This window comes from Desemzia sp. C1, from assembly GCF_020882875.1.
In the GTDB taxonomy this organism is placed as follows: domain Bacteria; phylum Bacillota; class Bacilli; order Lactobacillales; family Carnobacteriaceae; genus Desemzia; species Desemzia incerta.
This window is the reverse complement of sequence record NZ_JAJIZP010000003.1, coordinates 974,437-988,470: the sequence shown is the minus strand read 5'-3', so window position 1 is coordinate 988,470 and position 14,034 is coordinate 974,437. Positions and strand designations below refer to the sequence as shown.

At 38.3% G+C, this 14,034-nt stretch carries 13 protein-coding genes and 1 other annotated feature; of the genes, 12 read left to right on the top strand and 1 reads right to left on the bottom strand.

All coding sequences use genetic code 11. The features are described from left to right. The first annotated feature begins 24 nt into the window (after nucleotides 1–24). From LMF32_RS05265 to LMF32_RS05225, 9 genes are all read left to right on the top strand, one after another. Nucleotides 25–1,134, top strand: a complete 1,110-nt coding sequence (locus LMF32_RS05265; RefSeq protein ID WP_230524077.1) for a PIN/TRAM domain-containing protein — start codon at nucleotides 25–27, stop codon at nucleotides 1,132–1,134. 12 nt (nucleotides 1,135–1,146) lie between these two features. Then, the gene (gene ispD / locus LMF32_RS05260) at nucleotides 1,147–1,869 is read left to right on the top strand and encodes a 2-C-methyl-D-erythritol 4-phosphate cytidylyltransferase (protein WP_230524076.1); all 723 of its coding nucleotides are present in this window, start codon (nucleotides 1,147–1,149) and stop codon (nucleotides 1,867–1,869) included. A gap of 137 nt (nucleotides 1,870–2,006) precedes the next feature. After that, nucleotides 2,007–3,479 (top strand): glutamate--tRNA ligase, encoded by a 1,473-nt coding sequence (gene gltX / locus LMF32_RS05255; RefSeq protein WP_092480851.1) that lies wholly within the window; start codon nucleotides 2,007–2,009, stop codon nucleotides 3,477–3,479. Nucleotides 3,480–3,505: 26 nt separating this feature from the next. Continuing rightward, nucleotides 3,506–3,717: a binding site (T-box leader), on the top strand. Between the two features lie 778 nt (nucleotides 3,718–4,495). After that, nucleotides 4,496–5,035 carry a serine O-acetyltransferase EpsC gene (gene epsC / locus LMF32_RS05250; RefSeq protein ID WP_230524075.1) on the top strand — a complete coding sequence of 180 codons (540 nt, stop codon included), beginning with the start codon at nucleotides 4,496–4,498 and terminating at the stop codon, nucleotides 5,033–5,035. 31 nt (nucleotides 5,036–5,066) lie between these two features. Continuing rightward, a complete protein-coding gene (cysS, locus tag LMF32_RS05245; protein ID WP_230524074.1) occupies nucleotides 5,067–6,473 on the top strand; it encodes a cysteine--tRNA ligase in 1,407 nt (468 codons plus the stop codon). A 1-nt stretch (nucleotide 6,474) separates the two neighbouring features. Then, a complete protein-coding gene (locus LMF32_RS05240) occupies nucleotides 6,475–6,885 on the top strand; it encodes a Mini-ribonuclease 3 (protein ID WP_230524073.1) in 411 nt (136 codons plus the stop codon). Next, the gene (gene rlmB / locus LMF32_RS05235; protein ID WP_230524072.1) at nucleotides 6,872–7,723 is read left to right on the top strand and encodes a 23S rRNA (guanosine(2251)-2'-O)-methyltransferase RlmB; all 852 of its coding nucleotides are present in this window, start codon (nucleotides 6,872–6,874) and stop codon (nucleotides 7,721–7,723) included. Before LMF32_RS05240 ends, rlmB begins: the two co-directional genes overlap by 14 nt. 52 nt (nucleotides 7,724–7,775) lie before the next feature. After that, entirely contained in the window at nucleotides 7,776–8,300 is a 525-nt protein-coding gene (locus tag LMF32_RS05230; protein ID WP_230524071.1) for an NYN domain-containing protein, read from the top strand. 81 nt (nucleotides 8,301–8,381) lie between these two features. After that, the gene (locus LMF32_RS05225) at nucleotides 8,382–8,978 is read left to right on the top strand and encodes a sigma-70 family RNA polymerase sigma factor (protein WP_092480857.1); all 597 of its coding nucleotides are present in this window, start codon (nucleotides 8,382–8,384) and stop codon (nucleotides 8,976–8,978) included. A gap of 126 nt (nucleotides 8,979–9,104) precedes the next feature. Here the strand turns inward: LMF32_RS05225 and LMF32_RS05220 are convergent, their stop codons facing one another. Next, on the bottom strand, nucleotides 9,105–9,941 hold the full coding sequence (locus LMF32_RS05220) for a DUF975 family protein (protein ID WP_230524070.1): 837 nt from the start codon (nucleotides 9,939–9,941) through the stop codon (nucleotides 9,105–9,107). 307 nt (nucleotides 9,942–10,248) lie between these two features. On the opposite strand from LMF32_RS05220, the gene LMF32_RS05215 reads away from it, so the two are divergent. From LMF32_RS05215 to LMF32_RS05205, 3 genes are all read left to right on the top strand, one after another. Beyond that, complete coding sequence (locus tag LMF32_RS05215; protein ID WP_230524069.1) at nucleotides 10,249–11,787, top strand: helix-turn-helix domain-containing protein; 1,539 nt, start codon at nucleotides 10,249–10,251, stop codon at nucleotides 11,785–11,787. After that, nucleotides 11,784–12,557 carry a hypothetical protein gene (locus tag LMF32_RS05210; RefSeq protein ID WP_230524068.1) on the top strand — a complete coding sequence of 258 codons (774 nt, stop codon included), beginning with the start codon at nucleotides 11,784–11,786 and terminating at the stop codon, nucleotides 12,555–12,557. The genes LMF32_RS05215 and LMF32_RS05210 overlap by 4 nt, the downstream gene beginning before the upstream one ends. 241 nt (nucleotides 12,558–12,798) lie before the next feature. Next, complete coding sequence (locus LMF32_RS05205; RefSeq protein ID WP_230524067.1) at nucleotides 12,799–14,001, top strand: M20 family metallopeptidase; 1,203 nt, start codon at nucleotides 12,799–12,801, stop codon at nucleotides 13,999–14,001. Nucleotides 14,002–14,034 lie beyond the last annotated feature (33 nt).

Sequence of the window (14,034 nt, the reverse complement as noted above, 5' to 3'; positions counted from 1 at the left end):
AGAGTTTAAAAAGGAGGAATATAGTTGAAGAAAAAAATCATTTCGCTTGTTTTTATCTTAATCGGTGGAAGTATCGGAGCAACATTTCTGCCAGTTTTTTGGGAAATAATCAGCGTTCATAATCAGTTGATCAACAACATTTTCACGAATATTTTGATTGGTGCACTTATTTTTTATATTATCTCTTTACCTTCCGTGAAGTATGTTGAACAAGGGGTTCAAAAGTTAGAAGAGTTTATCAGCCATTTGAGTTTAATGTATTTGATCGCAGGAAGTATTGGAACCATTATAGGGTTATTGTTGGCATGGTTGATCAACATGTCGCTTTACAGTTTAAACTGGCCAATCGTCAGTACAGTGATGCCGATCGTTGTAAGTATCTTATTGGCATATATGGGTTTTCGCGTGGGGACATCACGCCAACCAGAAATCAGAGCTTTATTTCAATCTAAACCGAAACCAGAAGTGGAAGAAAGCAGTCAGATCTTAGAACGTAACGCAGATGACAATTTCCGCAAATACAAGATTTTAGACACAAGTGTCATTATTGATGGACGCATTTACGATATCGTGATGACGGGATTCTTAGAAGGAACGATTTTAATTCCGAATTTTGTGTTGCATGAATTACAGCATATCGCCGATTCATCTGATAGTTTAAAACGAGTACGAGGCAGACGTGGTTTAGACATTTTAAATGCATTGCAAAAAGAAGAAGGTTTGCAAGTAGAGAACTACGACGGCGACTTCAATGAAATCGAAGAAGTAGATGCTAAGCTCGTCAAATTAGCTAAAGTATTAGACGGAATCGTCGTTACCAATGACTACAACTTAAATAAAGTATGTGAGTTCCAAAATGTACCTGTGTTGAACATTAACGAATTAGCAAATGCTGTTAAGCCAGTTGTGATTCCTGGTGAAAATATGGTGGTTACTATTGTAAAAGCCGGTACAGAAAGAACTCAAGGTGTCGCTTACTTAGACGATGGAACGATGATCGTAGTAGAAGAAGGACAACATTACATGAACAAAACTATAGAAGTAGTGGTGACAAGTGCTCTTCAAACAGCAGCTGGTCGAATGATTTTTGCGAAGCTGGCTAATGGACAAAAGAAACTGAATGAAAAAGAATAGGAGCGATTGGATTTGGCAAAGACAAGTTATGAGCTGGTTTTACTAGCAGCTGGCCAAGGCAAGCGCATGAAAAGCGATCGCAATAAAGTATGGTTGTCTTTAATGGGAAAACCACTGATTCAACGAGCTCTAGAGACTTTTTTGAAAGACCCTTTTTGTACCCACATTATTGTGACGGTCAACCCGGATGAAATCGAAATGCTGCAAGAACTGATTGAAGCAGAGTTTTCAGACACCAAAAAGCCAATTACACTCGTTGTAGGCGGAGCAGAAAGACAGTACAGTTCTTACAATGGACTGCAATATCTACAAAATCCTCAAGATGGTTATGTTATGATCCATGAAGCTGCACGTCCGTTTTTGGAACAATCTGCAGTCGATGAATTGAATGAAGAAATGCAAAAAAGCGGCGCAGCTATCTTAGCTGTTCCACCTAAAGATACCATCAAACAAGTAAAGAACGGCATTATTGAACAGACGATTTTGCGAGAAACGGTCTGGCAAGCTCAGACTCCGCAAGCATTTAAGAGTTCTCTAGTTTTAGAAGCTCATGAAAAAGCACGAGTGGAAGACTTTTTTGGAACAGATGATGCGTCAGTGGTGGAAAGAACTTTTTCCGGTATCCGAATCGTTTCCGGAAATTACTACAATATCAAAATGACGACACCAGAAGACTGGGTCACAGGCGAAGCTATTCTTTGTCACCAACAGAACAAAGAAGTACCCGGTCAATAATAATAATTCACTAAAAATTGACCGCCATCTTAGAGTTAACAATTGTCAAAGGAACATTTGCATGTTAACTTTAATTTGATAAGCTTAAACGCTTCAGCATAAAATGAATTCACTTATTTCAGAGAAGAGGATATATTATGACAAAAAAAGTTCGTGTACGTTATGCACCAAGCCCAACAGGACATTTACACATCGGAAATGCTCGTACGGCTTTATTTAACTACTTATTCGCTCGTCACCACGACGGAGAATTCATCATCCGAATCGAAGATACCGATCAAAAACGGAATATCGAAGGCGGAGAAGAAAGCCAGTTGGAAAACTTGAAATGGTTAGGGATCGAATGGGATGAAAGTCCAGAAAACCCTGGTAAATATGGACCTTACCGCCAATCAGAACGTAAGGATATTTATGATCCGCTGATCGATCAATTATTGATGAGCAACCGCGCGTATAAATGCTACTGTACAGAAGAAGAACTTGAAGAAGAACGTGAAGCACAACGAGCTCGTGGCGAAATGCCTCATTATGGCGGAAAATGTGCTCATTTATCTGCTGCTGAACAAAAAGCTAAAGAAGAAGAAGGGATCACGCCGGTTATTCGTTTCCGCGTACCCAAAGAAAATACGTATACTTTTGAAGACTTGGTTAAAGGACACATCTCTTTTGAAGCAGAAAGTGTTGGGGGAGACTTTGTTATCCGTAAACGTGACGGATTCCCAACGTATAACTTTGCTGTTGCAGTAGATGACCACTACATGAAAATCACTCACATCTTACGTGGGGATGACCATATCGCCAATACACCAAAACAAATGATGATTTACGAAGCATTTGATTGGAAAGCACCTGAATTTGGACATATGACATTGATCATCAATAGCGAAACAGGTAAAAAATTAAGTAAACGTGATGAAAGTATTCTTCAATTTATTGAACAATACCGTGAATTAGGCTACTTACCAGAAGCTATGTTCAACTTTATTGCCTTATTAGGTTGGTCGCCAGTTGGAGAAGATGAGATCTTTGATCCTAAGACATTGGTCGATATCTTTGATTCAGCTCGTTTGAGTAAATCTCCAGCAGCATTTGATGCGAAGAAATTAGAATGGATCAATAACCATTACATGAAAGCAGCAGATTTAGAAACGGTTACTGAATTAGCGAAACCACATTTGGTAAAAGCTGGACGTATTGAAGAAAATCTATCTCCTGAACAAGAAGAGTGGGTAAAAAATCTTGTCAGCTTATACCATGAACAAATGAGTTTTGGGGCAGAAATCGTTGAATTGTCTGAATTGTTCTTTACTGAAGCACCAACGTTAGGAAACGAAGCTCGTGAAGTTCTAACGGGAGAAACCGTTCCTGAAGTATTGGCTGCATTTGATAAAGTGTTGGATGAAATCGAACCATTTGATGCAGAAAATGTCAAAAAAGGAATCAAAACAGTTCAAAAAGAAACAGGCATCAAAGGTAAAAACTTATTCATGCCGATTCGTATTGCTGTAACAGGCCAAATGCATGGACCACAATTGAACGAAACGATTGAATTGTTGGGACGCGAAAAAACGAAAAAACATTTAGAAGAAGTGTTAAACACTCTAGCTTAAAGCAAGAGCTGTTCAGTACAATATGATTAAAGACGATGATAAGAAAGAGTAGCTGAACAAACGCCTACAGAGAGTCTGCGATGCTGGAAGCAGATGACGTGAATTCAGTGAAGTGCCTCTTGGAGTCGTGCTGTTGAATAAAGTAGACCGCACCGGTTAACAACCGTTACCCTGTCAAAGATCGCCTGCTTAAGCAGCCGATGAAAAAAAGTGGAACCACGCCCAAAGCGTCTTTTATTGTGAAAACAACAAAAGACGCTTATTTTTTTCAGGATGCGGAGGTCGCTGTTTTGGCTTGAAGGAATATCTATTCTGTTTTTAGAGGATGCTCTTTATCCTCAAAAAACAGAATGATATTTCCAAAAGCCAAGCGACCGCAGCTCTACTACCAGTAAGCGAAGTGCCTCGTTAAGCTCCGGCAGAAAAATCTATTTCAGTTTTAGAGGATTCTTTTCATCCTCAAAAACTGAAATGATTTTACGGAGGAGTTGAGGCACGTAGCTGCACTATCAGTATGCTGAGAAAGCCCGAAAGAGATGAAGGAAAAATAGGGTAAAATTGTTGTGGTGCTTTTCAACCATAAAATTTTTCATCTTTTTTCCAAAACCTCTGACTTTCGCAGCTCTACTAACAGTAAGCGAAGTGCCTCGTTAAGCTCCGGCAGAAAAATCTATTTCAGTTTTAGAGGATTCTTTTCATCCTCGAAAACTGAAATGATTTTACCGAGGAGTTGAGACACGTAGCTGCACTATCAGGATGCTGAGAAAGCCCGAAAGAGATGAAGGAAAAATAGGGTAAAATTGTTGTGGTGCTTTTCAACCATAAAATTTTTCATCTTTTTTCCAAAATCTCTGGCTTTCGAAGCTCTACTAAAAGGATGCAAAGGTTGTTGTTTTCTTTATCTCAAGTGCCTAGAGACACGACAAGAACTCAGTTAAAGAATACAAAAAATCCCGATTCACTTTCCAGCTGCAAAAAAAAACAATTTCAACCATAGAAAAGAAAAGGTGGTTAAAATGCGTACTATTAAAGAGAGTATACAAACGATAAAACGAAATGATCCTTCAGTTCGTAGTACTTTAGAAATCATCTTAACGTACCCTGGTTTTCATGTATTAGGTTTTCATCGGGTTGCTCACTTTTTTTATCAGCGTCAATGGTTTCTGATAGCAAAAGTGATAGCAGCTGTTGCTCGCTTTATTACTGGCATTGAGATTCATCCAGGCGCTGTTATTGGTAAAAGATTGTTTATTGATCATGGTATGGGATTGGTTATAGGAGAGACGACTGAAATCGGCGACGATGTCGTTCTTTTCCACGGAGTAACGCTAGGCGGTACAGGAAAAGGTAGAGGGAAGCGACACCCGACAATTGGAAATAATGTCTTGATATCGGCTCACGCGCAAGTTTTAGGCCCTATTACGATCGGAGATAATTCTAAAATCGGAGCCAGCGCAGTAGTGTTGAAGGATATCCCGGCTGATGCTACGGCGGTTGGGATACCTGCTGTAGTCGTCAAATTGAATGGACAACGCGTACACGAAGAAAACCACTAAGCAAAGCAATTTATAAGGAAGGGGTAAATCTATGTTAAAAATCTACAATACATTGACCCGACAGAAAGAAAAATTTGTGCCTTTAGAAGAAGGCAAAGTCAAAATGTATGTGTGCGGCCCGACTGTATATAATTATATTCATATTGGGAATGCTCGCAGTACTGTTGCTTTTGATACCGTTCGCCGTTACCTTGAGTACAAAGGTTTTGACGTGAACTATGTTTCCAATTTTACTGATGTAGACGATAAAATCATTCGTACTGCTAAAGAGTTGAACATCACGGCACCAGAAGTAGCACAACGATTTATTGATGCTTACTATGAAGACACAGCGGCTTTAGGTGTTGCAAAAGCTACCAAGAATCCTCGTGTAATGGACAGTATGCCGGATATCGTTGAGTTTATTCAAGCATTGATTGAAAAAGAGTATGCTTACGAGTCTATGGGAGATGTTTATTTCCGTACGCGCAAATTCAAAGATTATGGAAAACTGAGCGATATGTCGATTGATGACTTAGAAGTTGGAGCCAGCAATCGTTTAGAGGATGAAGAAAACAAAAAGAAAGAAGATCCTTTAGATTTTGCGCTGTGGAAAGCTGCCAAAGCAGATGAAATAAGTTGGGATTCACCTTGGGGTAAAGGGCGTCCTGGTTGGCACATTGAATGCTCGGTGATGGCTACGAAATATCTAGGAGATACGATCGATATCCACGCTGGCGGCCAAGATTTGGCTTTCCCTCATCATGAAAATGAAATTGCTCAAAGTGAAGCGAAAACCGGTCACCCATTTGCGCATTACTGGATGCATAATGGATTTGTGACGATGGACAACGAAAAAATGAGCAAATCCCTAGGGAACTTTGTTTTAGTGCACGATATTATCAAACAAGTAGATCCACAGATTTTACGTTTCTTTATGGCAACGACTCAATACCGCCGTCCGATCAGTTACAGCATGGCAACGATTGAAGAAGCTAAGAACAATTTGGCAAAATTGAGAAACGCTTACGAAAATGTTGGTCATCGTTTGAAAGATGCTGTAGAATCAATAGGAACAGATGATGAGAAGCTTGCTCAATTGGAGCAATTTAAACAAGATTTCATTCATGAAATGGATGATGACTTCAATGCGGCTAACGGAATCACAGTGGTTTACGAGTTGGCAAAAACGATGAATATTTATAGCGAACAAGCAGAAGTGTCTAAAGTCGTACTAGAAGCTATGCGTGAACTAATGAGTGAGCTGCTGCAAGTATTCGGGATCACGTTTGAAGAAGAGACGTTGTTAGATGAAAAAATCGAGCAATTAATTGTGGAACGAAATGAAGCCCGTGCGGCTAAAAATTTCCAACGCAGTGATGAGATTCGAGACCTGTTAAAAGCAGAGGGCATTATTCTAGACGATACACCGCAAGGAACCAGATGGAAAAGAGGATAATATGACTGAAAAGAATTGGGCATTACTTAACGGATTGGCTTTAGCTTATATTGGGGATGCCATTTATGAAACATATATACGAGATTATTTAGTAAACCAAGGACAGACTAGACCCAACCAATTGCATCGCATGGCAACTCATTTTGTTTCAGCGAAAGCACAAGCCTTTTTGATGCATGAAATGATTTCGGCAGAGTTACTGTCTGAGGAAGAAGAAACGATGTTCAAACGAGGAAGAAATGCTAAGAGCCATACATCAGCTAAGAACGCGGATATCACGACTTACCGTATTTCAACAGGATTCGAAGCTTTGATGGGTTTCTTGCATTTGTCCGGCAGAAAAGAACGTATGGAAGAACTAATCAACTGGTGTATCCAGAAAGTGGAGGAGACGAACGATGCCAAGAAATGATAAACGATCGCCTAAGAGAGAACAAAGAAAATCCAATCAACAACGCCCTCAGCGTAAACGTCCTCAGCCGAGAGAAGAAGTAGAAGTTGTAGAGAACGAAGAAGAACGCGATTTTGTCATGGGAAGAATCCCGGCAATCGAGGTATTGAAGTCTGAAAGAGACATCAATAAAGTCTTCTTGCAAGAAGGGCTGTCTGGTACTAAATTAGATGAGATCCAAGGACTGGCGAAAAAACGCAAGTTGCAGATTTCTATCGTACCTAAATCAAAGTTGGATCAACTAGTTGAAGGCCAAAATCACCAAGGTGTAGTTATTGGAACTGCAGCTTATCCATATGCGTCAATTGATGATTTATTTGAAGCAGCTGCTAAGAAAAATGAAGATCCGTTCTTTATTTTATTGGATGGAGTGGAAGATCCGCATAATCTGGGATCCATCATGCGTACGGCAGATGCGAGTGGCGCTCATGGAATCATTATTCCTAAACGTCGTGCAGTAGGTTTGACAGCTACTGTAGCCAAATCTTCTACGGGAGCAATCGAACATGTACCTGTTGTTCGAGTTACTAATTTGGTTCAAACGATCAAAGACCTAAAAGAACGCGGTATCTGGTTCTACGGAACAGATATGGAAGGGCAAGATTACCGTCGTTGGGATGCAACATTGCCTGTCGGACTTGTGATCGGAAATGAAGGAAAAGGTGTTTCAAGGCTAGTAAAAGAACAAATGGACGGAACTATTACGATTCCTATGACTGGACACGTTCAAAGTCTGAATGCCAGTGTGGCAGCCAGCTTATTGATGTATGAAGTTTATCGTGGTCGAAATCCATTATAATTGATTGAATAGTATGGGATAAAGTAACAAGAAAAGAAGGGAGGTCGAGACCATGAAAAAAGAAGTACTGCTTGTTGATGGATACAATATGATCGGCGCGTGGCCTATGTTGGAAAAACTAAAGAACCAAGATGAGATGGAAGAGGCAAGAGACCTTCTGCTTCATGAATTGTCGAATTATGCCAAATATGAAGACATTGAAGTACGTGTGGTCTTCGACGCCCAACTGGTTCCCGGCATTCAAAAAAGCTATAAAAAATTTCACTTAGATGTTATTTTCACTAAAGAAGGTGAGACGGCAGACAGTTATATTGAACGTGTTGTTGGAGAAGAAAACTTACTAATCACTCAAGTTACCGTCGCTACAAGCGATTTGGCGGAACAATGGATCGTTTTTCAAAGAGGAGCTTTGCGCAAATCAGCTAATGAATTGTACAAAGATCTGCAACACTCCAAAAAGGCAATTGAAAATGATGCAAAAACATTGCACGGGCAAAGTTACAGACGAAATTCTCCTTGGAACCATCGTCAACTAGATGCACTAGAAAGATTCCGAGATGACTTAGCAAAAAAATAACCATACACTATTTGAGAATTCAGAAAAAGAGCAGACTGAATGAAAGGCCAAAAGAATAAAACATAGGCTGGAGGAAAACAAGTGAGTGGTACCAAGGAATTCTTTGAGCAGTTAAAAGATGAAGATTTGATCACAGTAATTAAAAGCGGCGATTATTATCCTTTTGAAATTCTATTTCAACGTTATACTCCATTGGTAAAGAATGTCATCAAGGATTATTATATATTGGGTTACGAAAGAGATGATTTTGTCCAAGAAGCAAGAATTGTCTTCAATAAAACCATTCTTTTTTATGATAAAACAAGAGGACATACTTTCGGAAATTATTTCAAATTAAACTTAAAAAATCATTTATTCAGTCTGATACGAAAAGATATGGCTAAAAAGAGAAGGATAGAAAAAATTTCTGAGTCGTTAGACAGTTTGTTAGAAAATGGTTTTTCCCCGCAATACATACAAAATTATACCAGCAGTATGAGCTTCCAAGAAGCTTTAGAAGTTAAGGAGAGTATACCTCAATACTTCGAGTCATTATCTGATTTCGAACATCAAGTCTTTATTAGGTATCTTCGAAATATACCACGAGAAGATATCGCAAAAGAGTTTAATTGTGAAACCGTAAAAGTAATCAATGCGTTAGATAGATGTAAAAGAAAAATGAAGCAGTACTGCAACTAAAAATGGAAGCGTTTGCTAAATAAGTCTGCTCTTTTTAGCACTCTTAAATAATGCATGTTATATAAAAAACTACCTCACTGCAATTCAGTGAGGTAGTTTTTTGATGAATGCTCTGTTGAATTTTCTTTAAATAAGCGAGTCATTCCATTCTTCGTCTTCCCAATCTTCGTCCCATTCCATGTCAGTTTCTGTAGGTGTTCCACCAACTAAATCATTGTAGAATGCTGTTCTGGCAGCAGTTGTGTATGGAGTGATCCATAAAAACCCGATTCCTAAAGTAAGGAAACCAATCAAATACCAACCGATAAAGCTTAAATCAAGGGCGAACAACCGTCCTTTGTGTCCATCCATCAGTTCTCGACTCTCCGTAATGCAATTGATTGCTGAGACTTTTTCCGTATTAGGATGATCCGCGTGGTCTTTGTAAATCAAGTAAGCTTGCGAATAGGAATAAGATTTGATGAGCCCAGGGATAAAGAATAACAATGTCCATAAAACTATAAACAGGCTTGAAACGATATAAATCAGAAATACACCTAAAAAATATTTTTTAGAGAATACTTGGAATGCATCTCTAAATGGTCGAATTTTATAACCAGGATCTCTAAAGGCTGTTAAGAAGGCAAATGACATTCCAGTAGTGATAATCGTCGTAAATAAATTTTGAACGAACGTAACTCTTGTATCATTAGTATCATTATAGGAATTTTCGTCTTCGTACAATACATCTGTATCAGAATAAGCGCCTCTATCTTCGTATTCAATATCACCATATGTACTTTCCGTTGCAAAATAGTCGCTTGTGCTTGCAGAAAAAGTAGCAATACCTACTACCAACAGCGCCAAAGTGGCTATCCCCAATAATGCTGGAAGAAGATTCATTAAGACCGCATCTTTCCATCGACCTTTCAACATCTCACGAGCATCTTGCTTAAGTTCAGAGCTTGTTTTAAACTCATCCATTTTGTGTAACTCCTTTTTCTTCTATATTATTTCATGATTAATATAACACACAGAATGACATAAAAATAGCTAAGTATAACAGTTTTTATATTAAAAAAATCCACTTTAAAATTGTAAAAGATTACTTGTTTGGTATGTTTTCAATCGGATTTCAAAATATTTGAATCCATTATTGGCTAGACATTTTCTGACGTGTTAAAGTAAGGGTAATAGAAAAGAAGGTCTGAATTAAGAGGCGATTTGTTTTAAACGAAAGGGTGTAGTGACGAATTTGAAAAGTGATCAAACCTAAGATTTTAATATTGTAATGGAAAATGTCCTATATTTTCCTCCACAACAATATTATGGGACCATCGTTTTATTTATGATTAAGGGAACGGCACAAGTCAGGTATGAAGGTCAAGAAGATGAACTGAAAGAAAATGATATTTTGTTTATCAACCGGAATTCTCGTTATTCCATTAGAGGAAATGAAGAGAATATACTGATATCTTTATCCATATCCAGTCATTTTTTTGCGCTGCATTATAAAAATTATTTCCATAGTTACTTTCAGTCTTTCTCTAAAGAATTGGATAAAGGAAGAGAAAAAGTCACTCAACAATTGAGGCCTTTATTGTCAGAAATGATTATTGAAAAGTACCGCGACGAAGATGGCAGTGCACTCGTGATCCAAAGCAGTGTTTACCAAATTATGTTGATGATGACGCGTTTCTTCAAAAAAGAGATGCCGATGTGGGAAGGCGCTGAAGCCAACGATGAACGTATTGCTCGCATCATTCAACTAATCGAACAACACTATTCAGAACCGCTGACGTTATCTGAAGTGGCTGAAAACGAGTTTTTATCTGTCTCTTACTTATCGCGCTACTTTAAGCAAATGGCAGGGATCGGTTTTTTGAACTATTTGAATCAAGTTCGTTTGAAACACAGTATCGATGATTTATTGTACACAACAGATAATTTATACGAAATTGCTCACAACAATGGATTTTCAACGGCTAAAAATTATTCTGCAATCTTCAAGTCGGTCTACCACATGACTCCCTCACAGTACCGAAAACAGCATCAGCAAGCCAATTTGATCAGAGAAAAAGAAGAGGAAGTTCAAGAAGAAACACGTTCAGTGATGGAATCCCCAGCAGTCTTGATCCGATTAGCCAAATATTTAGATGAAAGTGCAGACCAAAATTTTGTTTACGATAAAGCTCCAGTAGAAGAATTAGAGATTCGCCTAGAGAAAGAAAGCGATGAAAAATTGGGGCACGAAAAGCATTTAGTGTTCATAGGTGAATTGAAAGAATTGCTGAATGAAAATGTTAAAAAACAAGTTCTAACAGCTAATCAACAATTAGGAATCCACTATATAGGAATTCGAAAATTACTGGAGGGAACTACTTTGCTGCCGGAAGTAGATACTGACGAGATGATCTCAACATCGCCTGTATATGCTAATTCCGATTTGGCTATCCAATTTTTAAAAGAGCAGCACATCCCTTTATTTATCCGTGTCGATTACAAAGAAATCAAACAAGATGAACTCTCCTTTTTTGATCGTTTTGATCGCTTTATTCAGCATTCATTATTGGTTTTTGGACGTTCATTTGTAGGACAGTGGCGCGTCTTATTTCAAGGACCAAATCAAAAATCTGTATCCGCTGATGAGTTGAAGAAGATGTATTTGAAGTTACGGCAATTATTAAAGAATCGTGTATCTGACATAGCGGTTGGCTATTATGTTTCTTATGATGAAAAAAAGATATTATTTCACAGGATCAGCATTGGATATTCGATGAAGCAGAAAAAATTGAATTTATCAGTTACGACGCTGATCAAAACGATTTGATTGATTTTGATAAAATCAGCGACAAAGATTTTATCAAGAGTCAGGACTACATCGTTGATAAGACAGCCAGATTAAAACAGTTTTTAAGAAAACACCAATTGAATAAACCCTTGTACTTGAACAACTGGAATACATTAACAGGTAATACGCGTTATACGAATGGAACTTTCTTTAGAGGAGCACTGATTCTGAGAACTGTTCTTGCTTTAAGCAAGGAAGTTGAGAGCTTGGGCTTTTGGATCAACAATGAATTGCATGAAAAAAGCAGCGGCAGCCGCAACATCTTGATTGATGGACTGGAATTGTTTCACTTTTTCGATGGAAAACGGCCAGTGTATTATGCGGTCATGTTTAAAGAAAGACTCCGAGGAAAAGTAATTGCAAGAGGAGACAGCTTTTTGATGACTGAAAATGAAGAGGGTTATCAAATTATTTTATATAACGAGAAACGATTTAATCCTCAATACTCTACGGATGAACTGTTTGTCCAATCTCGTAAAAAAGAGCTGCATTTCAGTTTGAAGGGGTTAGAAAAAGGCGATTATCAAATTCGTACATTCCGATTCGACAGCGAAAACGGCGGTCTATATAAAAATTGGGGCAAATTAAACAGTCAGTATGGTATTGATAAAGAAATCATAGATTACATTGTTCAAACATCTCGTCCAGCCATTGAGTTAACAGATGAAAGCATTGAAGGAGACTGGTCTTTTTATTCCTTATTGAATATCAATACTATTCACTTTATTGAAATGAGAAAAGTTATATAATGGAATTAAAAAAAGTTTCTACTTGCTATAAAAGAATAAAATGACAAAAAAGACGAAAGGACAAAAAACACCCCCTGGATTTTGTCTTTTTTGTTTTACCTTAGGAGAAGAGGGCAAAAAAGCAGTAAAAAAGGATAAGAACCGCTCTGGTTAAAACTTTTAAAGAGGCTATAATAGAGATTGTCGCTAAATGAAAGCTTGGTATTAAAGGAATAGGTAAAAAATTAGGAGGTAATGTTAAATGACAGAAGTATCGGTTAAAGAAGAGTTGCTGAAACGATTAGAAGAAAAAAATGATCGTATGATTGAAATCCGTCGTTATTTGCATGCACACCCAGAATTGTCTTTTAAAGAAGATAAAACGGCTAAATACATTCAAGATTTTTATAAAGAAAAAGAGTGCGATGTTCGTGCAAACGTTGGAGGAAATGGCGTTGTTGTAACGATTGATAGTGGTAAACCCGGAAAGACTATCGGGATTCGTGCCGATTTTGATGCACTTCCGATTACAGAAGAAACAGACTTGCCATTTGCTTCGCAAAATCCAGGAGTCATGCATGCATGTGGACATGATGGACATACAGCTTACATGTTGGTCCTTGGAGAAACGTTGATCGAAATGAAAGATAAATTAGAAGGTAAAGTTGTCATCCTTCACCAACATGCAGAAGAAGTTCCCCCAGGCGGAGCTATCAGCATGATCGCAGATGGAGCTCTAGACGGAGTGGACAATGTATTTGGTATCCACGTGATGTCAGAAATGGAATCAGGTAAAATCTTCTACCGTCCAGGCAATGTTCAAACAGGACGTTCTTATTTTAAAGTTACCATCAATGGTGTTGGGGGACATGGTTCTTCTCCACACAAAGCAAAAGATGCGATCGTTGCAGCGAGTCATTTTGTAGTGGCTCTTCAAAGTGTGGTCAGTCGTGCGTTGAGTCCATTTGATGTAGGTTCAATCACGATCGGAAATTTTGATGGAAAAGGTTCATTCAATGTCATCAAAGACAAAGTGACCCTTGAAGGAGATGTCCGCTCCATGTCTGATGAAGCACAAGCAACTATCGAAAGAGAAGTTCGGGCGAAATTAGATGGAATCAGTGCCATGTTCGGCGTCACTTATGATTTAGATTACAAAAATGATTACCCGGTTCTTTACAATGATCCTGAAATAACTGAATTTGGTGTCAACGTATTGCGTAACACAGATATTCCAGAATTAACAGGTGTGGAGATGTGCGAACCGCAACCACCTTCAGAAGATTTTGCTTATTACGCCAAAGAACGTCCGAGTATGTTCTTCTATGTAGGAGCAACTCCTGAAAACGGAAAAGCTTACCCTCACCACAATCCTAAGTTTGATATTGATGAAAAATCACTAATGATCTCTGCTAAAGCAATGGGTGCCATCGTTGTTGATTATTTGAAAGGAAGTAGCAAGTAATTGGAACAAGAGTATAAAGGGAATAACAGATTA